Annotated in this window: 23 protein-coding genes; 2 read left to right on the forward strand and 21 right to left on the reverse strand. The window is 39.8% G+C overall.

Features of this window, described 5'->3' with window-relative positions; translation table 11 throughout:
* The first annotated feature begins 105 nt into the window (after positions 1-105).
* On the forward strand, positions 106-1158 hold the full coding sequence (locus FIM66_RS00110; protein WP_140547837.1) for a cytochrome-c peroxidase: 1053 nt from the start codon (positions 106-108) through the stop codon (positions 1156-1158).
* Between the two features lie 176 nt (positions 1159-1334).
* Here FIM66_RS00110 and FIM66_RS00115 read toward each other — a convergent pair whose 3' ends face one another.
* Genes FIM66_RS00115 through FIM66_RS00135 form a run of 5 tightly spaced genes read right to left on the reverse strand, consistent with a single transcriptional unit; the run spans position 1335 to position 5338 of the window.
* Entirely contained in the window at positions 1335-1922 is a 588-nt protein-coding gene (locus tag FIM66_RS00115) for an META domain-containing protein (protein ID WP_001053525.1), read from the reverse strand.
* A 17-nt stretch (positions 1923-1939) separates the two neighbouring features.
* A complete protein-coding gene (locus tag FIM66_RS00120) occupies positions 1940-2617 on the reverse strand; it encodes a hypothetical protein (RefSeq protein WP_140547836.1) in 678 nt (225 codons plus the stop codon).
* A gap of 2 nt (positions 2618-2619) precedes the next feature.
* Entirely contained in the window at positions 2620-3435 is an 816-nt protein-coding gene (locus tag FIM66_RS00125; protein ID WP_121294203.1) for an MlaD family protein, read from the reverse strand.
* On the reverse strand, positions 3420-4205 hold the full coding sequence (locus FIM66_RS00130; protein ID WP_000991537.1) for an ABC transporter ATP-binding protein: 786 nt from the start codon (positions 4203-4205) through the stop codon (positions 3420-3422). The genes FIM66_RS00125 and FIM66_RS00130 overlap by 16 nt, the downstream gene beginning before the upstream one ends.
* Positions 4205-5338: an ABC transporter permease gene (locus FIM66_RS00135; RefSeq protein WP_140477866.1), complete on the reverse strand. Its 1134-nt coding sequence runs from the start codon at positions 5336-5338 to the stop codon at positions 4205-4207. Before FIM66_RS00135 ends, FIM66_RS00130 begins: the two co-directional genes overlap by 1 nt.
* A 133-nt stretch (positions 5339-5471) precedes the next feature.
* Here FIM66_RS00135 and FIM66_RS00140 point away from each other — a divergent pair, with 133 nt between their 5' ends.
* On the forward strand, positions 5472-6167 hold the full coding sequence (locus FIM66_RS00140) for an outer membrane protein (RefSeq protein ID WP_121104299.1): 696 nt from the start codon (positions 5472-5474) through the stop codon (positions 6165-6167).
* A 4-nt stretch (positions 6168-6171) separates the two neighbouring features.
* Here the strand turns inward: FIM66_RS00140 and ilvE are convergent, their stop codons facing one another.
* From ilvE to ubiE, 16 genes are all read right to left on the reverse strand, one after another.
* Positions 6172-7194, reverse strand: a complete 1023-nt coding sequence (gene ilvE / locus FIM66_RS00145; RefSeq protein ID WP_140547835.1) for a branched-chain-amino-acid transaminase — start codon at positions 7192-7194, stop codon at positions 6172-6174.
* A 48-nt stretch (positions 7195-7242) separates the two neighbouring features.
* Positions 7243-7989 carry an outer membrane protein gene (locus FIM66_RS00150; RefSeq protein WP_140477872.1) on the reverse strand — a complete coding sequence of 249 codons (747 nt, stop codon included), beginning with the start codon at positions 7987-7989 and terminating at the stop codon, positions 7243-7245.
* Between the two features lie 114 nt (positions 7990-8103).
* Positions 8104-10785 (reverse strand): DNA polymerase I, encoded by a 2682-nt coding sequence (gene polA / locus FIM66_RS00155; protein WP_140599760.1) that lies wholly within the window; start codon positions 10783-10785, stop codon positions 8104-8106.
* 66 nt (positions 10786-10851) lie between these two features.
* Positions 10852-12075 carry a restriction endonuclease subunit S gene (locus FIM66_RS00160; protein ID WP_140599761.1) on the reverse strand — a complete coding sequence of 408 codons (1224 nt, stop codon included), beginning with the start codon at positions 12073-12075 and terminating at the stop codon, positions 10852-10854.
* On the reverse strand, positions 12072-14108 hold the full coding sequence (locus tag FIM66_RS00165) for an N-6 DNA methylase (protein ID WP_140599762.1): 2037 nt from the start codon (positions 14106-14108) through the stop codon (positions 12072-12074). The genes FIM66_RS00160 and FIM66_RS00165 overlap by 4 nt, the downstream gene beginning before the upstream one ends.
* 33 nt (positions 14109-14141) lie before the next feature.
* The gene (locus FIM66_RS00170; RefSeq protein ID WP_140547833.1) at positions 14142-14717 is read right to left on the reverse strand and encodes a ComF family protein; all 576 of its coding nucleotides are present in this window, start codon (positions 14715-14717) and stop codon (positions 14142-14144) included.
* Positions 14705-15280: a dTMP kinase gene (tmk, locus tag FIM66_RS00175; protein WP_140547832.1), complete on the reverse strand. Its 576-nt coding sequence runs from the start codon at positions 15278-15280 to the stop codon at positions 14705-14707. The genes FIM66_RS00170 and tmk overlap by 13 nt, the downstream gene beginning before the upstream one ends.
* 1 nt (position 15281) lies before the next feature.
* Positions 15282-15755: a pantetheine-phosphate adenylyltransferase gene (gene coaD / locus FIM66_RS00180; RefSeq protein WP_120927494.1), complete on the reverse strand. Its 474-nt coding sequence runs from the start codon at positions 15753-15755 to the stop codon at positions 15282-15284.
* The gene (locus FIM66_RS00185; protein ID WP_000780097.1) at positions 15755-16318 is read right to left on the reverse strand and encodes a UbiX family flavin prenyltransferase; all 564 of its coding nucleotides are present in this window, start codon (positions 16316-16318) and stop codon (positions 15755-15757) included. Before FIM66_RS00185 ends, coaD begins: the two co-directional genes overlap by 1 nt.
* Positions 16319-16327: 9 nt before the next feature.
* Entirely contained in the window at positions 16328-16984 is a 657-nt protein-coding gene (gene flgA, locus FIM66_RS00190) for a flagellar basal body P-ring formation chaperone FlgA (protein WP_120927419.1), read from the reverse strand.
* A complete protein-coding gene (gene uvrD, locus FIM66_RS00195; RefSeq protein ID WP_194148970.1) occupies positions 16981-19026 on the reverse strand; it encodes a DNA helicase UvrD in 2046 nt (681 codons plus the stop codon). The genes flgA and uvrD overlap by 4 nt, the downstream gene beginning before the upstream one ends.
* Entirely contained in the window at positions 19026-21560 is a 2535-nt protein-coding gene (locus FIM66_RS00200) for a tetratricopeptide repeat protein (RefSeq protein WP_140599763.1), read from the reverse strand. The genes uvrD and FIM66_RS00200 overlap by 1 nt, the downstream gene beginning before the upstream one ends.
* 9 nt (positions 21561-21569) lie before the next feature.
* Positions 21570-22817: a serine--tRNA ligase gene (gene serS, locus FIM66_RS00205; RefSeq protein WP_140499084.1), complete on the reverse strand. Its 1248-nt coding sequence runs from the start codon at positions 22815-22817 to the stop codon at positions 21570-21572.
* A complete protein-coding gene (locus FIM66_RS00210; protein ID WP_140599764.1) occupies positions 22818-23615 on the reverse strand; it encodes a carbon-nitrogen hydrolase family protein in 798 nt (265 codons plus the stop codon). It lies immediately after the preceding gene.
* Between the two features lie 3 nt (positions 23616-23618).
* Complete coding sequence (locus FIM66_RS00215) at positions 23619-23879, reverse strand: exodeoxyribonuclease VII small subunit (RefSeq protein WP_108539747.1); 261 nt, start codon at positions 23877-23879, stop codon at positions 23619-23621.
* 9 nt (positions 23880-23888) lie between these two features.
* The gene (gene ubiE / locus FIM66_RS00220; protein ID WP_000711712.1) at positions 23889-24629 is read right to left on the reverse strand and encodes a bifunctional demethylmenaquinone methyltransferase/2-methoxy-6-polyprenyl-1,4-benzoquinol methylase UbiE; all 741 of its coding nucleotides are present in this window, start codon (positions 24627-24629) and stop codon (positions 23889-23891) included.
* Positions 24630-24650: the final 21 nt, after the last annotated feature.

The following is a 24650-nucleotide window of genomic DNA, read 5'->3' on the forward strand; positions in this document are numbered from 1 at the left end:
TCTTTAAAAAACTCTTTATCGGTTCATTTAGTGGTAAATTATTTTAAAATGGTGGTTATAATAAGAAAGTTTTTATTATTTTTAATGCCATTTTAGGAGTTCATCATGAAGAAATCCATTTTATTGGGCGTTTGCTTGGCTTTTTCTTGCGTTCATGCTTTAAGCGATATGGATTTGATCAAAAAAGCGAGGGAAAGCCAATTAGAGCCTATGCCTATGGGCAAAGCACTCAAAGAATACCAGATTAAAAAAACTAAAGATGTGGGTATTGGCACCAAAAACAGCGAAATTATGACCCCCGCTCAAGTGGAATTAGGCAAAATGCTCTACTTTGACCCTAGGATTTCCACTTCCTATCTCGTGTCTTGCAACACATGCCATAATCTGGGCTTAGGCGGAGTGGATTTAATCCCAAGCGCTGTAGGTTCTCAATGGAAGAAAAACCCCCACCTTTTAAGCTCCCCAACGGTGTATAACTCTGTGTTTAACGATGTGCAGTTTTGGGATGGGAGGGTTACGCATTTAAACGAACAAGCGCAAGGGCCCATCCAGTCTTCTTTTGAAATGGGGGCTGATCCAAAAGTGGTGGTAGAAAAAATCAATTCCATGCCAGGCTATGTCAAACTCTTTAGAAAAGCTTATGGCACTAAAGTCAAAATTGATTTTAAATTGATCGCAGATAGTATCGCTATGTTTGAAGCCACGCTTATCACCCCAAGCCGTTATGATGATTTTTTAAGAGGCAATCCTAAAGCGCTCAGTAGAGCCGAAAAAGAAGGGCTAGATTTATTCATTTCTAAAGGCTGTGTGGCTTGCCATAACGGCATTAATCTTGGGGGAACGATGCAGCCTTTTGGGGTGGTCAAACCTTATAAATTCGCTAACGTGGGCGATTTCAAAGGCGATAAAAACGGGCTTGTGAAAGTGCCTACTTTAAGGAATATCACCGAAACGATGCCTTATTTCCATAACGGGCAATTTTGGGATGTCAAGGATGCGATTAAAGAAATGGGCTCTATCCAGTTAGGCATTGAAATCAGCGATGAAGAAGCGAAAAAAATTGAAACCTTCTTTGGAGCCTTAAAGGGTAAAAAAACTAAAATACTCTATCCAGAACTCCCTATAATAACAGACAAAACCCCTAAACCCTCTTTTTGATTTCAAAAAGTCCTTTTAGGAGGGCTTTTAGCGCTAAATCCAAAAACGCTCAAAGCCTTTTTTACAATCAACAATCAAAAAGCCAAAAGCAAGCGACAACCTCTTAAAACGCACTTAAAAATTTCTTTTTAACCCCTAATTTAGTGGTTTTAGATTGTTTGAAACCAACAACCCACTCATGGCGTTTTCAAATAAATTTTCATTTTTTGGTTGTCTAAAATGAGCGTGTCCTTGCCCTTAGTTACCGTAAAATTACCCTTAAAATTCTCCATAAATTCCAATTCAAACGCCATTAAATGCTCATCTTTACACACTTTTCTTGAAATCCCGCTATCTTCAATCCCAATGTGCCTATCGCCCTGCCATACATAGCTGGCAAAATACCGGTTGCAATAGCCTTTCCCATAAATACGATTTTCTTTTTGATCAAACACAAACTCTCCCATAGAGCTTTTGGGCTTTGGCTTCTTTTTAAAAAGCTCATACCAGTGTTTTCTTTTTTCTTTTTGCTCTTGCTCTTTGGCCTCAATCGCTGTTTTATCTTCAGGCAAAGCGGTATTTAGAGAGGAATCTTGCTCTTCTTCATGCTCTCTAAAAGCGCTATCAGCGAGCATGGTTTCAATGTCATAGACTTGATGGTTCATTTCCACTTTTTGGATATGCCAATCGTTACTAGAAAGCTTTTTATCAAACATTTTTAAAAAAAAACACCCCGAAAAGACACAAGCCGTTAAAACGCTTGCTCCAGCCAATCGTAAATTCAAACAATTCTCCTTATTTTTTATTTTTTTAACGGGCTTACGCTTTGCACTTCAATGGCTTTTTTAATCAAAGAAACCGCTTCTTGCATCGCTTGCGTGCTGACATGTTGGAGGGATTGTATCGCGCTTTCTTGAAAATCTTGATTGCCATTTTTACTCGTTTTGGTCGTTTTATTTTCCAAGCTAGAAATATTTTCATGCTTAATGATCACTCCAGAATGCGAATCGTCTTTCACGCTAATGTCATAGCCTAGCGCGAATTCCGCCCTGTAAGTAGAATTTTCTTTTTCTAAAAGAGAAAACGACAAAATCGTAAAACGAACCGCATAAGTGGGCGCACCCGCGCCATAAGGGGGCAAAGCCACGCCTAAGCATGCTTTTTGCGCTTCTTGCATGAACATGGTTTTTAGCATGTTGCGAGGCAAGTCTATCCATTTTTGGTGCTTCCCATGCGTGATCTGCCCGTCTTTGGCTTTAAACACGATCTCTTTAGTGTTGAATAAATCCGCGCTCAAAATGCTAATGAGCCTTACTTCAGTCAAAGGTTTAGGGCATTGCATGATTTCAAAAGAACTCGCATTCAAATCATAAGTTCTGATCTCTGGCAGCATTTGTTTTAAATTAATGCTCAAGCAACCCTGAAGCAATAGGGCGAATGCTGATGAGAGTGAAAAGATTTTTATCGCCGTAGCTCTCATGATTATTTCCTTTCTCCAAAAATCGTTTTATAGGGGTTAGCGTCAAATTTATCTATCAAGGCAGAGCCTTTTTCCACAAAATTATCAATGTTTCTTAGGCTCAACTGCGCTTGCATGATTAAAGGAGTGAACATCGCTTTAAAGTCGTATTGCCCCTGTTTGACGCGTTTATCCACATCTAAAGCCACATTATTGACATTAGAGACAAGGTTGTTAGCGTTGTTAATCAAAGAATCAAATTGAGTCTTTCTTGAATCCAAGTTAGCGATGAGATCATCTACTGAAGCGAGAATGTGCTTGAATTTTTCCACATTTTCATCGTCTAAAATCCTATTCACATTCCTAATCGCTTTCATCACTTCTTGCACCACTTGATTAGCATCACCGCTCAAGCGATCCATAAGCCCTTCTTTAAAGATTAAAATCCGCTCCCCTTTATCGCCGCTACCATAAAATTCTTCATTGTGGCTTTGCTCTAAGGCTAAAAATTTTAACCCCATAAACCCTCTAGAAGAAACCGCCACTTTGGAATCTTTACGGATCTTAACGCTGGATTTGATCATCAAATCCAAACGGACCACCCCCACTCTATCCTTTGCAAAACCCACCTTAATGACATTCCCCACTTGAATCCCTTTGTAATTTATGGGCGAGTTGGTCGCAATGCCTCCCAAGTCTTTGTCCGTATAGACCACATATTCATAATATTTTCCGTCATCTAATCCCAAATGGCCTAGCCATAAAATAAAACCCACCATGCAAACCAAGCATAAAAAGAAGAGCCCGCCGATTAAAGTGTAATTCACATGCCTTTCCAAAATTTCTCTCCTCGTGTTGAATTGAATAAATTGCCTTCATCTAGCCCTTGAGTTTGAGCCTTTTTAATAAAATCTTTTAAATCCCCATTAAATTCTAATAGCCCGTCTTTGAGCATGATAAATCGATCCACGCAATCATGCACGGAGTCTAAATCATGCGTAATCATCACCACCGTAAGCTGTAAGCTCTCTTTGAGCGTCATAATCAGTTCGTCAAATTTGCCCGCGCTATAAGGATCTAGCCCGCTTGTTGGCTCATCTAAAAATAAGATCTCTGGGTTAGTCGCCATAGCCCTAGCTATACCCACGCGCTTTTTCATCCCCCCGCTCAATTCATAGGGGTAAAGGTGGTAAGCCCTAGGGGGCAAACCCACTCTTTCAATCCACATTTTAGAAATTTCTTCAACAATTTTTTTAGAATAAGCGCCGTATTGCTCTAGCATGACACCCACATTTTCTAAAACGGTTAAAGAGCTATACAACGCCCCAAACTGGAAGCAAATCCCACAGCGGTTAAAAATCTTTTGCTGCTCTCTTTCTTTGAGTTTCCATATATCTTCCCCAAAAAGCAACACTTCCCCTTTTGTAGGGCGATTGAGTAAGATCATGCACCTTAAAAGCGTGCTTTTACCGCTCCCTGAACCCCCTAAAATCGCCATCACTTCGCCCTTATGCACGCTAAAACTCACGCCCCTATGGATAATGGTGCTCCCAAAAGCGCTATGGAGATCCTTCACTTCAATTAAGACTTGATTGTTGATAGCGTTCATCATATATTCAACTTAGAAAAGATAATAGAAAAAATAGCGTCTAAGAAAATGATCCAAAACAAAGCGTTCACGACGCTAATGGTGGTCAAGCGCCCAATGCTCTCAGTATCCCCCTTGACTTCAAACCCGCGCATGCACCCTACCATCGCAATCGCAAACCCCCAAAAAGGGGCTTTGACAATCCCTACCAAAAAATGATTCCAACCCACTGTATCATGCAGTCTGTCTATATAACTCGGGAAGCCTAAATCCAATTGGTATTTAATCGCAAACATGCCCCCAAGAATGGCGAACGCATCGGCAATAAACACCAATAAAGGCAAAACAATCACTAAGGCTAACACCCTAGGTAATACTAAAAATTCAAAAGGGTTAAAGCCCATGGTTTTCATCGCGTCTAATTCTTCAGTGATCTTCATCACCCCAATTTGCGCGGTAAAACTGCTCGCGCTCCTCCCGGCCACCACAAGGGTTAAAATAAAAGGGCCGATTTCTCTTAAAGCGAGTTTAGCCGTCATTTCAACCGACATTAAAGGCGCGCCCAAGTCTTGTAATTGTAAAGCCCCTTGTAAAGCAACGGCAAACCCTACGATAAACACCGTTAAAATACTCACTGGTAAAACCTTAAACCCGGATTCATTGATGTGATAGAGCAAAGGGGTGATACAAAAGCGTTTGGGGTTGAAAACGCTTTTAATGAAGTAAAATAAAATCATGCCGCAAAAATTGAACGCGTTTAAAAAGGTGTTGTAAGTCTCTACGATACTCTTGCCCAATTTAGTGATCATGAGTTCGTATTTTTTGCCCGCTTTTTCAGACTCTAAATCCTCTTCTTTTTCAAGCCAGTCTTTAACCACTTTCAAAGCGCATGCGTTATTCTCGCTCACGTTGCACAATTCAATGTTTAAAGAACGCTCCTTAATTAAATCAAATAAAAACATGCCAAAAACAAAATCCATTTTTTGGCATCCTGAAAAATCCATTTTTAAAGGCCCTTGATGATCTAATAAATTTTTTTTCAACTCATCTAAACGGAACACGCTCGTTTTAAAATCCCAATCCCCTCTTAAAATCAGCACAGAGTTCGCCCCATCTTTACGCATCTCTAAAAATTTTTGTTTCTCTGTCTTCATTAAAATATATTCTCTCTTAGATTAGGTAAAATCTATTAACAAAATTTTGTTTGTTAAAACGATTATTTTAACACAATGATAAACCAAAAAGTTAAACAGCATTCCGTTTAATAAAGGATTAATTATTTTTAAAATGTTTAAAAAAATCATTTTTTTTGGCGTTTTCTTAATGGGGGGATTTGTTATTCCGCCCCTTGAAGCCATGCCTATTCTGCACGATAAAACCCCCAAAAAAAATTACCAAGAAGCCCATGAAAAACTCTATAGAAGCATCATTAACCGCCAAAAGCTCACACGCAAAAAAAGCGGGTGGTATTTTTTAGGAGGGTTTGGTGCTGTAGAAGCCATTAAAGACTATCAAGGCAAGGAAATGAAAGATTGGATCGCCACGCTCAATTTAAAAACCGGCGTGCAAAGTTTTTTTAAAAAATATATTGGGATCAGGGGGGTTTTTGCATGGGATCTTGGGTCAGGAAAAGTGAATTACCAAAGCCATAAAGATCCTACCAACTCTTTTTTTACCATGCTTGCGGTGGGTTTGGATGTGATTATGGAATTCCCTTTAGGGAGTTATAAGCATTATTTGGGGGCGTTTGGGGGAGCTAGGGGGGCTTTAGTCGTTTATACGGACAAGCAAAATTTCAAGTTTTTTAAACATTCGGTGGTTTCAGGGGGCTTAGCGATTAATGGGGGGGTCATGCTCACGCTTTTTTTAAGACACCGCATTGAATTAGGGTTTAAAATCTTACCCACCGCCAGATTGCTTTCTAGCTCTAGACGCTTTGAGACTTCGCCCTTATTTTATGCGGCATACAGCTATAAATTTTAACCTTTTAGCAAACTTCAAAAATCCAATCTTTGGGGGCTTCTTGTTCGCCTTGTTGGATGGATAAAAGCAAATCATAGAGTTGTTTAGTGGTATTGCCCGGTGCTTCAAAAAAATAAGACTTGTTATTGTGCACGATTTCTTTAATGGGCGTAATGATCGCAGCTGTCCCACACGCTCCAGCTTCTTTGAACGCGCCCAACTCATCCATTAGGATTTCCCTCTCTTCTACTTTGAGGTTCAAATATTCTTTAGCCAAAACCATCAAGCTTTTTTTTGTAATGCTTGGCAGAATGCTTGGCGAATGCGGGGTGATAAAGGCATTATCATGCGTGATGCCAAAAAAATTCGCCGCCCCCACTTCTTCAATTTTAGTGTGCGTGGTAGGGTCTAAATAAATGCAATCATCATAGCCTTGCTCTGTGGCTATTTTGTGGGCTAACAGGCTTGCAGCATAATTCCCCCCCACTTTCACCCCACCGGTGCCTTTAGGCGCGGCCCTATCAAACGCCGTAGTGATAAACCTAGCCCATCCTTTTTCTATACCCCCCTTAAAATACGCCCCCACAGGCACACAAAACACGATAAAAAGGTATTCGCTGGCCGGCTTCACCCCCAAATTATCCCCTACGCCTATGACAAAAGGGCGCAAATACAAACTCGCCCCGCTTTTATAAGGAGCGAGCCATTTTTGATTCGCTTTCACCACTTCAGCGCATGCCCTTAAAAACAGCTCTTCGCTCACTTTGGGCATGAGCAGTCTTTCGCATGAAGTTTGCAAGCGTTTGGCGTTTTCTAAAGGGCGAAAGAGTAAGGTCTTCCCCTTTTGAGAGCGGTAAGCCTTCAAGCCTTCAAAACAAGCCTGCCCGTAGTGTAAGACCGGCGAGCCTTCGCTGAGTTGTAACACATTTTCGCTAACCAATTCGCCTTGCGACCAAGAGCCGTTTTTATAAGTGGCGATGAAGCGAAAATCCGTTTTAATGTAGCTAAAGCCTAAATTTTTCCAGTCTAAATTCTCTAAATCTGCCATTTCACACCTTTAAAGGATAGTTTAGGTGTGATTGTATCTAAAAAGGGGTTAAAAATCCCTCAAGTAACTGATTTGAAACGCATAAACTCTACGCACATCAGCCTGTAAGGTGTATCCCTTTTCGTTGGTGATGGAGAAAAGCCGGTGCGTGATCGTAGGCACTTTAATCCCTAATTCCAAGCTATTGTGTTTAGCGATATGGGTGCGGATCCCAAATTTCCATAAAAACTGGAAATTAGCCGGGCTGTAACTGGAATTGCTGTGGTGTTTTACATAATTAGCGATCTCTTTACTGATGCTTGTTGCCCAACTATCCCCGGCTAATTGGATTCCTACCACAAAACCAAAAACCATGTTTTCTTTATTCACAAAATTCCACAGCGTATCTAACCCCACGCCATAAGTGAATAGATTGACATAATATTGCCCTTGATAGGAATCCCTTTCTGTTAAAGTCGTCTCTCCAAAACTAAAACTATTGTAAATAAACCCGCTCTCGCCCACCGGGATACCCTTTTTCATCACGCCAAAGCGGTTGTGCGCGTAGTCAAAAAACCCATAATAACGCATGCCAAACCATTTTTTCTTGCCAAAAAATTGCTTATAGCCCACTTCAAAACCCGCTCCTGCGTAAGGCGGGAACTTTATCAAAGGCTTTTGCAAGCCGTTGTCATTCACCATTTTAGTCTGATTTTGTATCATGCTCACCTGGTAATTGACTCCCACAAAAGCCGCACTCTCTTCAGCGCTCGCTAAAACACCCAAAGCCCCTAATAATATAATTCTTTTCAGCATTCAGTCTTTTCCCTTTATTTTTTGATAACCACTTTATATTATATTAGCTTAACATGGTTAAGTATTACTTATAAAGAAATAATAATATATTTTTTCTTAAACTCAATTAAAAAACTAACCTTTTAGTTCATTCCAACGATTCGCCACAAACGCGCTTGTTTCTAACGGCACCCTCAAAGGATAAACCTCATCATTAAGAATGCGTTGGATTTCTTGCTGCAACTCTGGGGCGTTTTTTTCTTCAATTTCAAAAATCAATTCGTCATGCACTTGCAAAAGCAGCCTCACCGAAGGGTTATTTTTGAAACGCTCGCTCACTTTGAGCATGCCTAATTTCAATAAATCGCTGGCGCTCCCTTGGAAAATCGCATTCACGCCCTCTCGCAAATAATTGCCCTTGACATAATCATTCACGCCTTTAAAATCAAACACCCGATAACGCCCAAGCAAGGTAAAAGCTTTAGAAGTTTTTAAAATCTCTTCTCGCATGCCATTTAGATAATCTTTAATGCTAGGGAATCGTTTGAAATACGCTTCTATGTAGCTTTTAGCCTCACTTAAAGGGATGTTTAAAGTTTCGCTCAATTTCTTACTCCCCATGCCATACACCAGCCCAAAATTAATACTTTTAGCGATGGATCGTTTTTCTTTGGCTAAATCTCCACCAAACAACGCCTTAGAAGTTTCTAAATGGATGTCTCGCCCCTTTAAAAACGCCTCCATTAAATCCTTATCCTGGCTAAAATGAGCTAACAAGCGCAATTCAATTTGCGAATAATCCACCCCTAGCAAACAATATTCTTTAGAGCTAGCGATAAAGCCCTTACGAATGAGTAAGCCTTTAGGCGATCGCACCGGGATATTTTGCAAATTAGGCGAATGCGAGCTTAAACGCCCGGTAGCTGTGCCGGTTTGGATGAAAGTGGTATGGATTTTATCGTCTTTGTCTTTTAAGCGCAATAGGGGGGTGGTGTAAGTGTTAAAAAGCTTGTTCAATTCTCTGTATTCCAAAATCAAAGGGATGCTTGGGTGCTTGTCTAGGATTTTTAACAAATTTTTTTCATCGGTAGAATAGCCTTTATTTTTAGGAAGCCCTAATTTATCATATAGGATCTCGCCAAGTTGCTTAGGCGAATTGAGGTTAAAATCCACGCCGATCAAATCCAAAATTTGGCGCTCTAAAACTTTTAATTCATCTTTAAACTCCTGCTCTAAGCACTTGAAATAAGGCGCATCAATTTTAAAGCCTTGAAATTCCATGCCCATTAAAACTTTCATGAACGGCACTTCAATGTCTCTAGCCAAAATAAGCAAGCCCTCTTCTAGCCCCCCTTTTTCAAAATATTCGCACAAACGCTTTAAAGCGTTTAATTCCATATCCAATTGCTCTGATTTTTCCGCCTTGCTTGTTGTTTTAAAATCTTTGATTTTTTCATGCGGGATCCATTCTTCTTTTAAATATTCCTTTAAAACTTCATCAAACCCCACTTTTTCCGGATTTTTTAAAAACGCTAAAATTTGAGTGTCTTGGATGCGAATGTTTTCTAAAGGTACCTGGTATTTGGCCTTTAAAAAGCTCAACAAGGGTTTTAAATCATGCCCAACGATACACGCATGCTGTAACATTTGAGAAAAAGCGTTTTGTAAAAACTCTAAAGAAAAGGGCGAAAATAACGCCTCTTCTAAAGGCAAAAAATAGCCTTGATCTTCACATAAAAACGCTAGGGCTAGAACTTTTTTTTCTTTATCTAGCACCAAACGCGCAAAAATCCTTGACTTAGTTTTTTTTAATCTTTCTAAAAACGCACTCAAAAACACGGTGCTTTCCAAAACAATCATGCGTGATTTTTTAGGAGCGTTGTCTAGTATGGGGGCGTTTTCTAATGCGGGCGCGTTGTCTAAAATTAAAGGCGTAGGGGAATTTTCTAAATCCCTTAAAGTAGAAATGAAACCATATTCTTTCAATTCATCTTTAATTTTCAATAAGGGGTTTTCGCTAGGAAAAGCACAACTTGAAAAATCAAATTCCTTAATACACCCTCTTTCTAAAGTGGCTAATTCTTTGCTTAAAAACGCGCTCTCTTTGTCTTGTATGAGGGCTTGATACATTTTAGGGCTGAGTAAATTTTTCGCCAAGTCTAAATTTTCATAGATTTTTTCCAAACTCCCTAATTGCTGTAACAATTCCTTAGCGTTCTTGCTCCCAATGCCTTTAACCCCCTTATAATTATCGCTGCTATCCCCCACAATGCCCTGATAATCCGTGAATTGACTCGGCAAAATCCCGTATTTTTTTACGCAATCTTTCGCCAAAAACTCCGTTTTGCCATCAAAAAGCGCGATTTTATCGCTCAAAAGCTGGTTAAAATCCTTATCTTTAGAATAAATGCGGGTTTTATAAGGGCTTAGCGTGGCTAGGCTTGCGATCACGTCATCGGCTTCAAACCCATTCACTTCCACGCAAGTAAAACCCATTTTTTGCAACCATTCTAAGGCGATAGGGATTTGTAAAAGCATCTCTTTGGGGGCGTCTTTGCGATTTTGTTTGTATTCGCCTAATTTTTCAGCTCTTTTAGTTTTAGTCTGGCTTTCTAGAGCGAACACGATAAAAGGCATATTTTTTCTATCTTTATAAAATTTTTTAACCATGCCCACAAGCCCCGTTAAAAGCCCTGTAGGGAAGCCCTTATCATTAGTCAAAGGCTTATTTTTAGCGCTCATGTAATAGCTTCTAAACAAATACGCAAAAGTATCAATTAAAGCTAAAGTCCCCTCTCTAATGACTGGCTGTTCCATCGTATCAACCCTCTTCAATCAAGCAAATTTTAAGTTTATTGTAACACAAGCTTGACCTCATCTGTTTCAAAACAACGAGTCTTTTTGGGTTGGCGTTTCTTGGCTGATGGCTTCTTTTGTAGCATGGATTTTAGCGCTGCTGTATTGAACCACGCCCTGAATGGTTTGCTTCATTAGAGCGTTTATAAGGGTGTGCATGAAATGAAAATCAATTTCGCCATGTTGGTTAGTGGGGAGAAAGATTGGCATTCCACTAGCAATTTTTCGGTTAAATTTGTTACCATAATTAAAACGCCCGCAAGCTACTTTTTTAAAAGCAGTAACGATATAGAGTAAAGTTTTTTCATTCCAAAACTCATTGTATTTTAAAGGATACAGCCCTTGCACATGCGAATACCCTATAAAAGGTCTTTTTTGGTAAAAAATCCCCTCTGAAGTCGTGGTATCGCTATGAGTGATTTGATTACCCTTTTCGGTGGGTTCTAAAGAAGAATAACCACTTATCCCATTATTCAAACTAGAATTAGTAACGACTGGATTTTTTGCGTTACTATCAAACAAGTGAGAGTTTGTGAGTTTATAGGCTTTTGTAGGGCGTATTTCAAACAAATCCCCTAATTTGAAGCTTTGCCATGTTAAGCCGCATGGGGGTATTACCCCCATAGAATTATTGAAAAGATTAAGGGCGTTTTCTTCATCACCAGAAAGGGTGGTGTTGGATAGCCCTGTAGCTTTTAAATAAGCCTCAAGTTCGGCGAGCCGACACTGCTCAAGTTCGGCGAGCCGACACTGCTCAAGTTCGGCTATGAATTTTTCCATGAAATGAAAATCAATATCCTCAAGGGTTTGAGCGTTAGCGGTGGGTTTTAGGGGTAGTTGGATTTTATCGTTTTTAATTTTTGCCCATGAACACATGTTCTCATAGCCGAATTTTTTAGGGTAACCAAAAAATAGCGTGGATAAAAACAAGCCGATTTTATGGTTGATTTCAAATTTAGGTTTGAGAGAAAATACCCTAGCGTGTGTTACCATTTTATAAGCAAAACTGCGATAAAACGCACAACCAAACATGTCAAGAGTAATGGTATGGCTTTCAAAAACTTTTGCTTTTATATCGCTTTGCCCTAAAACGCCATTATTACTAAGCCCTGCAGTGATGACAAATTCGCCCTTATGATTGATGTGGCGTTTTTGAATGTCAAAATCGCCGTTACTCGCTTCAAACAAATCCCCTAATTTGAACTCGCCCCACTTAATAGCGTTGAGTTGGCTACTAAGGGGGCCTATCACTTTGGGGGCGTTTGGTTTTTTAAAATCAAACCCACTTCATAAGAAAGGTAATCGGCTATCGTTCTTTTAAAATCCTCTAATTCGGGTTTGGTGTCAGTGGGTTTGTTTTGGTTCCAATCGCTCCCGTTTTTGGGGTCTATGGTGTTTTCATGGTAGTCATCTTCGCTTAAAAATTTCAAACATGATTGGCCAATATGGACTAAGTCCACGACTTCGTTGTAGCGCTCTTTAGCGTTATGCGTGTCTTTTAAATTGTGGCTGGCTTTGGCTTTTTTGCGATTCGCTCTAGCGTAGCCGTCGTTACTGAAATTAATAAATTTCACCCTTTGCTTAGCGTCATGCTTTTCCTTGACTCTAAAAACATAGATGTGGGTTTGAACGCTGCTTTTGCCGATGAATAAATCTAAAGGCATTTTAATGCTCGCTAAAAGCGTGTGTTTTTCTAAAATCCTTACATTGTATTCTTTGGCTTTGCCGCTGCCGGCGCTTGATTGGATGATCACGCTCGCATAACCGCTTTGCATTTTTTCTAAAGCCTGCTCCACAAACACCATGCCATTACCGCTAGCGGAATAAGGCGGATTTAAAACAAAAGCGTTAGCCTTAAACTCTTCGTTATTGACTTTGCCATCAAAACCGCTCAAGCTGTCTTGATTTAAGATTTGACTGCTCCCATCGCCCATTAAAATCATGTTTAACACCGCTAGAATATGAATTTCCGTTATGATTTCTATCCCTAAAAGTTGTTTGGCTTTAATATGAATAATTTTTCGCTCTAATTCCTCTAGGCTAGTGATACACTTTTTAGCGTCTTCTATCATCAAATTCATGCTTGCGACTAATAGCCCAGCGCTTCCGGTGGCAAAATCCCACACGAAACTATCCTTATTGACTTTAGAAAGTCTGGCTAAAAGCGTGGCGACATAAGGGGGTGTGAGCACCACATCGTTTGATTGGTCTTCCGTGAAACCCAGCCAGCGATACATTTCATTGAACAATTTACCGGTAAAATCCGTGCTAAGACCGATTTTATAATAAATGCCCAAACTATCCACAATCTCACTAAAACAACGCTTCAAACGGCTTTCGCCATTAGTGGCTTTGTTGTTGTTTTCGTTTCTTAATAAAGGCTCTAACGAAGAAATAATGCTTTGCATTTTTTCTTGGGGCAAATGCTTATGCTCTAAAAAGGATTGGATTTTTCTAAGCATAATGTCGCCATCTCTTTGATGGACCTCATCGCTGGATTTTAAATCTTCTTTGTTTAGGGGAGTTACCGAATTAGGGATGCCTAAATTAGCGATAATGCTCGCAACAATTAAATACATGCGATCTTTTTCGCTTAAATAAGTCTTTTCTTTATTGTAAATAGTGTTGTTGAGATTGGTCAAGCAGTCTTCTATTTCTTGGTTTTTCTTTTCTCTAATGCGTTCTAAATCTTCATCGCTTAAAGAAAGGGTGTCTAATCGTTTAATAAAGTCGTTAAAATGCTTGCGGCTTAAAAAGGATAGATCGCTATAACCTTGATCGCCTTTTGAAACATCTATCCCCATGCCTAAATTGCTTTTATTCACATAATAAACAGCGATTTGAGAGCGTATACCGCCTTTAGCATCTTTATAGCCTGTGATACCTATGGCGATGCATTCAGTGTAGCTCGTGTGGTGTAAAATCGCATTAGCGTAATGTAAAGCCCCATTTAGGGCGTATTCTCTAATGTTTTTATAATGAGGCTCATGGTTTTTAAAGTTTTCTACCAGTTTGTTTTTGTCTAATTTAATGAGCTTATCTTTTAGCCCTTTGTATTCTATTAAAATAGGGACTCTTCTGTTAGGGTCTTGTGTGTTTAATAAAAGTTTCACATCAGGGCGGTTACCCCCTAAACCCCCACTTTTAGAAGCGTAATTTTTTAAAGCTTCATCAATTTTTTTATTCAGGCTTTCTTGCTCTAGTTTATAGTCTAGGTTATAACTTCTTAACTCATTGTTGAACTTATCAGCGATTAAAGGCTCAATGGATTGAATTTTATTCATGGGTTTCCTTTTTTTAAAAAACAAAATTATAACTCATTCATCCGCGCTGCAAAGCGCGATCGCAAAGTGCGCTTTGATGTTTAGAGTTTTAAGGTATTTTAGGGCTTCCTTTAGGGTAGTGCCGGTGGTGATAATATCATCTAATAAAAAATAATCTAAATTTTCATCGCCTTTGAAGGTGAAATTCCGTGGGTTGTTGGCGCGAAATTCCAGGCTTTTCCCCGCATACGAAATAGTATTAATAGCTCTTAAACGCCCGTAAGTGGCTTTTAAATTGCCTTGACAAAAGCCTTTTAAAAGCGCGGCTGAATGCGAGTAAAAGGATTTGATTTTATCGTCAATGGCGATGCCATAAAGGGGGGTATTCAAGCCTTTTTCTTGCAGGATTTTCACAAATTCCGCGCCGGCTTTTTGAGAAAGCAAGGGCAAAATGCGAGAGCCAATCAGCGCGTATTTGCTCTTAATGAGTTCTTCTATTTCGCTATAAGCGTAAAAGCTATACACGCTCACGCCCTCTAAAACCCTTACCTTTAAGCTTAAGGGCAAATCGTTCAAGCAATTCGGGCAAAGGGGTTTAAAAGAAAGCTTCAAACAAGTTAAACAACGCATTCAATAAAAGCGGCGATTTTCTCGTGCAAGTTTTTAGCGCTTTCTTTGGCGTTTAGTTCCAAAACTTTGCACCCGAATTTTTCTTTTAGCGCATAAGCGTGGGTTTTGATCTTTTGCTGGATTGTGAGTAATTTTTCTGCGCCTTGGTTTTCTATTTTGTCTAAACTTTTAAGGCTTAAGCGCTCTTTTAAGCCCTCTTCATCTATCACTAAAAGAATGATTTTTTCAGGCAAAATGCTTTGAGTGGCGAGCAGGTTTAATTCTAAGCTTGAAAATTGGCTATAAGCCATGCCAGAAATCAAACTCCTGTCGCTAATGATGAGCTTTTTTTCTTTCAATGCTGGTTTGATGACGCTTTCTACATGCTCAGCCCTATCGCTTAAAAATAAAAACGCTCTAGCCAATTCGCTGATGTTTTCATTTAAAGCGATACGCCTTAAACTTTCGCCCATTTTTGTCCCCCCTGGCTCTTTGGTAAAAAGGGCGTTTTTAAACCGGTCTTTTAATAATCCTACTTGAGTGCTTTTGCCCACGCCATCAACGCCTTCTAACGCCACATACATTTTAAGCCCTTGAAATCAAAGGATAAATTTCTTTAGGCACTAAATGGCTCGCATCGCCCTTATGCGCGATAATGGATCGCACGATAGAAGAGCTTATGAAAGCGTTTTGTAAAGTGGGCATGAAATACAAGGTCTCTAATTCGTGGTTTAAGGATTTGTTCGCATAGCCCATTTGCAATTCGTATTCAAAATCGCTCACCACCCTTAAACCCCTAACTAACACCTTACAATGGTATTCTTTAGCCAAATTAGCTAACAGCCCTTCAAACGCAACGCATTCTACATTTTTAAAACTTTTAGTGGCGAGTTGCATCATTTTTAAACGCTCATCTAAACTAAACATGGGGTTTTTAGCGCTTGAATGCGCCACAGCGACAATGAGCTTTTCAAACAATTCGCTAGAGCGGTGGATAATATCTATATGCCCGTTAGTGACCGGATCAAAAGTGCCTGGGTAAATGCCGATTTTTTGCATCAGTTCATTCCCCATCGCGGGTATAAGTCATTTTCTATCCCTAAGCTGTCAAACCACTTCCCCACTAAAAAATCTTGCATCGCTTCTAAAGTCTTGCTTTGGGTGTAATAAGTCATCACAGGCGGCGCGATGATTGCATTAGAATGGGCGAGTTTGAGTAAATTTTCTAACATGATAGCGCTTAAAGGCATTTCTCTAGGGGCAATGAGTAAGGGGCGCTTTTCTTTAAGCATCACAGAGGCGCTCCTAGAGATCAAATCCCCCCCAAAGCCATGCGCGATTTTAGCCACCATGTCCATGCTCGCTGGAATGATCGCCATTTTATGGATACCATAACTCCCTGAGGCAATGCTCGCATGAATGTCTTGCTCGTTAAAAAAAGTCGCGCCAGGCCGTAAATCTTTCATGGCGTTTTTAAGGTTGATATTCGATTCTTCTAACGCCACGACATGCGCGTTTTTAGACGCCACGACAAAAACTTCAATTTCTTTGGGTAATTTTTCTAAAAACCGCAAGGCTAAAGGTATCCCGCTCGCCCCGCTGATGCCTAAAACTAATTTCATGAATATCCTTTATAAGATTTGCGCTTTAGAGCTGCTCAACACTTTCGCTTTTAAGATTTTATTGCTTTCTAAATTTTTGGCTTGAATGATTTGATTAAGCGCGCCATTTTCTAGGGCTTTTAGGCTTATTTCTATGCTGATTTGCCCCTCTTCATACACCCCAGTGATGATGTCGTTTTTACGCACGATGATTAAAGCTTGGGTTTTATCCATGCTTAAAAGCGTGTCAGGGGGGATAAAATGTTTCGCACTCACTCTATCAATCGCGCCCTCTAATAAGGGGTTAGAAAGCGCGCCAAACAAAACGCGCTCTTTTTTGGTGTTGTTAGCGGTGATGTTCTCGTCTTTTTTAATCGCGCTAGCACTTTTAAAAGCCTGCATGCTGCCTATCACGCTATAACGCACCGGTAGGCGTAAATTAGGCTCATTTTCCAATCTTAAAAACACGACCCCATCTTTTTTAAGCTTGTTAGAAGCGCTCAATTCATAGCTTAAAATGGGAGTGTGAGAAAAACGCTCCGGGATTTCTAAATTAATTGTTTCAATTTCCAATTTTAAGTCTTGGTATTCTTTGAGGTAAGTTTCTTTAATCCCTGTTTTAAGCGTATTTAAATCTAGGGCAAACAATGCGTTTAAACCTATCAAAAAAAGGGTTAAAATTTTCAAAACTCGTTATCCACTTTTTCTACAAATTTTTCTGAGATTTTATCATAGACATTCCCTCCGCAATTGATTTTCAAGCACAAACCGCTCAAGCCTTTTTCCACGCCTAAAACCCTACCGGTGCCAAAAATCTTATGTTTGATCAAATCCCCCACTTTAATGGGCGTATCTTTTTGGTGATTTTGTTTAGGGGCTTGATCGCTTTTAAGCAACTGGGCTTCTTCTAAAAACACAGAGGGCGAGCAAGAAATTTTCCTCCCAAAATACGAACGCTCTTTGACATAAGAAAGTTGTAATTCTTCTTTAGCCCTAGTGATTGCCACATAAGCCAAGCGCCTTTCTTCTTCCAAATCGCTTTCTTGATTGAATCCCCTATGCGGGAAAAACCCTTCTTCTAATCCGATCACAAACACATGCTTAAACTCTAACCCCTTACTCATATGTACGCTCATGCAACTCACTTTTTGCGCGTTTTCTGTATTATGAACATCTAACACGCTTTCATTCAAAAAATCCAGTAAAGAATGCGTGGGGTTCGTTTTAAAATGCTCTTTCACTAAACTTAAAAGCTCTTTAACAAAGCCCTCTCTTTCTTCGTAATTGTCTTCTTTTTCATAGCTTTTTAAAAGGTTGGTTTCTTCTAAAAACCGCTCGCAAAACTTCTCTACTGAAATTTCAAAAGCCTCCCTCAAACGCCCTATCATGGCGGTGAATTTCTTTAAAGCGTATTCGTTTTTGGGGTTGAGTTTGTCTTTAAACGCCCCAAGTTTTAACGCCTCTTCTAAATTCAAACCCTCTTCATCTAAAAGAGAAAAAATCCATTCTTGAGTGATCTTGCCAAGGCCTCTTGGGGGCTTGTTTAAAACGCGCTTAATAAAAAAGCGATCGTCTTTTTTCGCCACTACATGCATGAACGCCAAAGCGTCTTTAATCTCGGCTCTTTCATAGAAACTCACCGCCCCAATAAGCCTATAAGGGATATTCAAAGCGTTCAAGCTCTCTTCAATGCTGCGGCTAAGCCCGTTTAAGCGGTACAAAATAGCGATATTTTCTAAATTTTCGCCCTTCTTTAAAAGGGCTTTGATTTGATAAGCCACATCCAGGCTCTCTTCTTTTTGCGTCAAATATTCCTTACAAACCACGCTTTTATGCGAGCCTTTGAAACTTTGAAGCGTTTTAATGTGGCGGTGTTGGTTATGGCTAATCAAAGAATTAGCGCACGCTAAAATTTCAGCGCTAGAGCGGTAGTTGGTCTCTAATTTCACCACCTTAGCCCCTTTAAAATGCTTGGAAAAATTTAAAATGTTAGAAATATCAGCCCCCCTAAAACCATAAATGCTCTGATCGTCATCGCCCACCACGCACAAATTATGGTGCGCGCAACTCAATTGTTTTAAAAATTCTAATTGCAGGGCGTTGGTGTCTTGATACTCATCTACCATAATGTAATAATAGCGCTCGCTAATCTCTTTGGCGAGTTTTTCATTATCTTGTAAAATCTTAAGGCTTAACAAAAGCAAATCGTCAAAATCCACTAAATTGTCTTTTTTAAGCGCGTTTTGATAAAGCTCATACGCTTTATAACATTCACTATCTTGCATGCTCAAATCTATCATGCCGTTTTTGATTTGAGAAATACTGGCTCTAAAGCTTGAAATTTTGAGCTGTTTACACAGCGTTTTGACTTCATCGCTATCTAGCACCGAAAAATCGCACGCTCTTTTTAAAAGGTTCATGTGTTGCCTTAAAAACAGCAAACCAAAACGATGGAAAGTGCAAAGCAAGGGGGGGATAAGGGCTTGATTTTTCAACAATTTCAAAGCCCTTTCTTGCATTTCTTTACTCGCTTTATTGGTGAAAGTGAGCGTTAAAGTGTTCTCGCTAGGCACGCCACAAGCGCCAATCAAATACGCCAAACGGCTCGTTAAAGTCTTAGTCTTACCGCTCCCAGCTCCCGCTAAAATGAGCAATGGCCCTTGAATGTGGCTTGCGGCGATTTTTTGCGCTCCGTTCAAATTGCCTAAAATGCTTTTTTCAAAATCCATCATTCTAAAAACTCGCCCTTTTTTTCTTGGTCCAAACGCTCTTTTAAAAGGTTCGCATCAATTTCAAAATCAAAATAAGGCGAAGAAAAATCAGAGATTTTAATGGCTAAAAAATGGTTTAGCGCTGATTTCAAATCCCCCTTTCTTTGATACAACAACCCCAAAGCGTAACGGATATTTTCATTATTGGGATCGTCTAATTTCCCAAGCTCTAGCCATAAAGCGGCGTTATTGTAATTATTCTGCGCGATGTAGGTTAAACCCGCTAGGATTTTTAAACGCGTCTCATTGTCCTTAAGATCGCTAATTAAGTTTTGATACAACGCGCTCGCTTTTTCATACTGGCCTTGAAACAAACTCACTAGCGCTAAATTTTCTAACCAATCGTTAGGGGCTTCGCCCTCTTCTAAACTGGCGATTTTTTGCTCTAATAATTTTTCTTGATGATCTAAATCATTGACCATAAATCCCATGTAGGTGTAGAAATGACGCCCTAAAATTGGTCCTTGCATGGTTTGATCCCAACTGATTTTATGCGAATCCAAAAGGGTGTAAATGCTTAAAGTGTGGCGGATACTCGCATCGTAATACGAGACGATTTCATAAAAAATATTAGAGATGAGATCTTTAGGGAGCATTTTTTTTAAATTCCCAAAGGATTGCACCATCAATTTTTTATCCTTGCTCTCTTTAGCGAACACCGCTTCTAGCGCGTAATAAAAAGGGAGCTTTTTAGGGGCGTTTTTGAGCCAGTCCATATCCCAATTGGTGCGGTAATTCAAATAAGCGATGAGTGAAGATAGTAAGGCTTTTTGCGTGGGACTAGAAAAATCATGACTATAAAAATTCTCGGTGATTTCTCTTAAAAACTCCGTGGTGTCTTCATGGGTGAAATGCGAGGCTAAAATCGCAAAAACTGCGCTCAAATAATCCGCAGAGTTCAAATGAAAAGCCCTTAAAAAATGGAAATAGGCTTTGTGGTAATTTTCTAATTGCGCATAAATCAAGCCCGTATTATAATGGAGGAGCGCGTTATTGGGGCTATTTTTTAAAGACAAATCAAAAAAAGAAAGGGCTTTTTTTAACTGCTTGTTTTCTAACGCTTTCAACCCTTTGAGTGCGTTTTTATCCGCTATCGCCATCAAACGCCCCCTTTTAAAAGCAAGGCTTGCCCCCTCTAAATCCTTTTGCGCTTCAGAATCCAAAAGAAACAGCCCCTCTTCAATCACGCCTAAGGTTTCTTTAGAGTCTAAAACCTTAAAAGGAGCGTAATAAAATAGCAAGCGGTAAATAAAATCCCTTTTGCTTTCAAAACATCGCGTGTTCCAAAAACGCTCTTTGGCTCTTTCTTTGTCCAAAAAAACAGGGTTGATAGTGGGCTTGATGGGGTAAAAAGAGTTGGCTAGCGCACTATCTTCTTTTGTGTGGCTGGCTAATTTTAAGGCTTCGCTCGCTTTAAGGGTGTCGCCTTTTTTCAAACTCACCAATTCCAAAGCCATCAAAGCGTTTAAATCTTTAGGGTAGTTGTGCAAATAATGCTGCAAATGCTCCAAAGCCTGCTTGTAATGGCCTAAACGGGCTTGCAAAAGCCCTAAAGCAAGCTCATCTTGGGCGTTCGCGCTTTTTTGTAATTGCTTGTAAGCGTTCGTTTCATCTTTAAACATCAAAAACAATTTAGACGCTAAGCGCGCGTTAGGCTTTAAAAAGGCGTTGGAATTAGGGTGCATTAAAGGCGAAAGGGCTTCAAAATACTCTCCAGCGTAATAGGATTTGAGCGCGTAAGCGTAGGAATAAAAAGACTTTTTATAGTCTTTATACAAAGTGTCTCTCACAATTTTTAGATAATGATAATACAAATCCTCATCTTGCAAATGATAAGCGCTCACTAACGCATCAATCGCGCTCACGCTCGCGTTTTCTTTAGAAGCGATGCTAGAATCAAACAGATCCAGCGCCCCATTAAAATCCTTTTCTTTAAACTTAATCACCCCCAAATTATGGCTCGCAATCCCTTGCGAAAAAGAAGCGGCTTTGTCAAACAGGTGTAAGGCTTCATCTTTTTGCCCTTGCTCATACAGAAGGCTCGCTTTTTTCATCATCTCATCCACCTGATTCTCATCGTTTCGTTTGAGAGAATCCTTGCCGATTAAATCGGGTAAGTCTAAATTCTCTATTTGCCCCTCGGCTTGTGTGTTGTTAGCGTTGTTGGTGTCGTTAGGCGTTTCGTTATTGGTGGTGGCGCTATTAGTTTGTAAAGAAGTTTGTTTATTTTCTTTTTTATGCCCTAGCAACAAACTCAAAGCTACAATGAGCGCGATGAGAAAAAGCAATATTCCAAGCGCAATATAAAGCTTTTTTTTATTGTGTAAAATTTGTTTAAAAAACTCTTTAGAGCTTTTGATTTTATTGAGTGTCTGCTCTAAAGCCTGCTTAAAAGAGGGGATTTTAGAATGAATGCCCTTTAAAGGGGTTTCTTTTTCGTTTCTGTTTTCGCCCCCTTTTTCTTCTAATGAATTTTGCTCTTCATTCAGCACGAACTAGCCTTAAAGGTATTTTTCTAACGCCTTAGGAATATGGATACTCCCATCCGCTTGCTGGTGGTTTTCCATTAAAGCGACCATCGTCCTGCCCACCGCTAAAGAAGAGCCGTTTAAGGTGTGCGCTAATTGGTTTTTTTGATTTTCTTTGAAGCGGATTTTCGCGCGCCTGGCTTGAAAATCCCTCGTGTTAGACACGGAGCTGATTTCTCTGTAGCAATTTTGCCCAGGCAGCCACACTTCAATATCTATTGTGTTGCTCGCGCTAAAGCCTAAATCCGCGCTGCACAATTGCACAAACCGGTGCGGTAATTCCAAAGCCTTTAAAATCGCGCTCGCACTCTCTAGCATATGCTCTTGCATGGCATCGCTTTCTTTAGGGTGCGTGATAGCCACTAGCTCCACTTTATCAAACTGGTGCTGTCTTATCATCCCCCTTGTGTCCTTGCCCGCGCTCCCTGCTTCGCTCCTAAAACAAGGCGTGTGCGCGGTCATTTTAATAGGGAGTTTTTCAACGCTAATAATGGTGTCGTTGTATAGATTAGTGAGCGTTACTTCAGCGGTGGGGATCAGATACAGATTTTCATTTTCTATTTTGAAAACATCTTCTTTGAATTTGGGTAATTGCCCGGTCCCAAAAAGCATTTTTTCATTCACTAACGCCGGCGTGTAGATGATTTCAAAGCCATTTTTTTCATTAAAATCCAGCATTAAATGAATGAGTGCACGATAAATTTTAGCCCCAAAACCCCTGATGACAGAAAAACGGCTTTTGGCAAGTTTCACGCCGCTTTCAAAATCAATCCAGCCATTTTTTTGGGCGAGTTCAAAATGCTCTTTGGGTTTGAAAGTGAAATTTCTAGGAGTTAAGATTTTTTTAATTTCTATATTGTCTTCTTCGCTTGCGCCTAAAGGGGTTTTTTCATCCACTAAATTAGGGATTATGGAAAGCTTCAAATCAATTTGTTGCTCCAATTCGCCCACGCTTTTGGAAAGCTCATTCAGTTTGATTTTATTGTTTTCTAGCTCTTTTTTGAGATCGCTTGTGTCCACTTTTTGAGCCATTTTGATACCAAATTCTTTAGAAACCTTGTTTTGAAAGGCTTGCAAGCCTTCCAATTCAATGAGCTGCTTTTTATAATGCGTGATGACTTCGCGCAAACGCTCCAATTCATCATCCATCGCATTATTACGCTTTTTTAAAGAAAGAGCCACCATCTCAAAATCTTGCAATAAAAGTTTTTTATCAATCATTCAACCCTCTTTAATCGTTCTAAAATGCCACAATTTAGCCCATTCATCTATATCGTTTTTATCCATTTGAGCGCTCAAAGCCCCCATTTTACCCTCTAAAGAATCCTCAATGGTGCCATTAGGCAAAGCTACAAAACTATCCCCATAAAATTTCCACAAAAATTCGTTTTTTTGATTTTCTTCTACAATGATTTGGCGATACGATCCGATTCTATTAGCCCTAACCACCACGCAAGAAGCGCAAAAAGCGCGCATCTGGCACAAAAGCCGCCACCTTTCATTGGATTCAAAGGTGGCCACGCTGCTTAAAAGCACCACATCCACGCCCTGATTTTTAGCCTGAACCCATATTTCATCAAAATGCGCTTCAAAGCCAAACAAAGGGGCGATTCTTAAGCCGTCTCTTTCAAAGACGAGCAATTCTTTAAAAGCGCTTTTCTCGTTGTCAAAAAAGCTCTCTTCATCCCAGTGAGGATAGGGGATTAAGCGTTGTTGCGTGTAATATTTCACGCTTTCTTTAGAAATGAGAGCGATTTTTTTATAGATTTTAGAATGTTCTTCTAAAAGCACCGGGGCTGAAATGATCAAGTCTAGTTCTTCGCATTTTTGCGATAAAAACTCAACCGCTCGTGCAGACTGCGTGCTGATTTCATTCACATCCAATCCCATGTTATGGTGGAAAAAGGGGTTGATCACGTATTCAGGCAACACGATTACGCTTTGCTTAGGTATGGAGTTGAATAAGGATTGCATGAGGGTTTCTTTAAAAGACTCTAGCTGTAAAGCAAACACTCGCATCCTTTAAGCCTTTTTGTCTGGCGTTTGGAGTTTTTCATACTCCAAATAAGCGTTTTCTAAAAGCTTTTGAGCCAAAACCAACTCTTGCATGGCCGTTTTATACAAATCCATCCCGTCTTTTAAGGACAAGTTAGGATCATTCAAGCGATCTATGGCTCGCTCTAGGGAATGAACATGCTCTTCAAAGCTTTTTTTAGGGGCGTTTTTAGTGTTTTTAGTGTTTTTTTGGGGGGCTTTTTCGGTTTCAAATAATTCATCTTGCATAACATTCCTTTAGCTTTTTTTAACAAGCATGGTCGTTGAAATTTGAGCGATAGAATCTTCAGTCCTTAAAATCTCAAACCCTGCGTTTTTTAATTCATGCTTCAAACCCTCTAAACTCAAAAACCCCTCAATGGATTGCGGTAAATAAGAATAAGCACCATAATTCTTACTGATAGCCCCTCCCACTAAAGGCAAAACCTTATTCGTGTAAAACCCTGAGATTTTATCCAGCCATGTGGGGTTGTCTTTTTTTAAAAATTCTAAAATCACTAAAACGCCCCTAGGCTTTAACACCCTAAAAAACTCTTTTAAAGCCTCTTGTCTTTCCACGACATTACGCAAGCCATACGCAATGGAAAGGATATCCACGCTGTTGTTTTCAACGCCTTTTAAATCTTTGGCTTGAGCCTGAATGAAAGAAGCTTTGTTTTCAAGCTCTTCACATTTTTTGATAGCCAATTCAAGCATGTTATTAGAGGGGTCAATCCCCAAGCATTCCTTAAACTCTATGCCGCAATTGAGAGCGCTTTTTTGCCAAGCCACAAGCATATCCCCCGTCCCGCATGCCACATCCACAAGCCTTAACGCTTTCTTGTTTTCCAAAAACAAAAACGCATGCTCGCAAGCCCTTTGGCGCCATTTAACGTCTAAGCCAAAACTCATCAAGCGGTTGGCTTGATCGTAAGAGCTGGCTATATCATCAAACATGTTGATGATTTTTTCTTGCTTGAGGTGCTTTTCTTTTTTCATGACTTTTCTTTTTTCATGGCT

This window comes from Helicobacter pylori (genome assembly GCF_006439795.1).
GTDB lineage: Bacteria > Campylobacterota > Campylobacteria > Campylobacterales > Helicobacteraceae > Helicobacter > Helicobacter pylori_CR.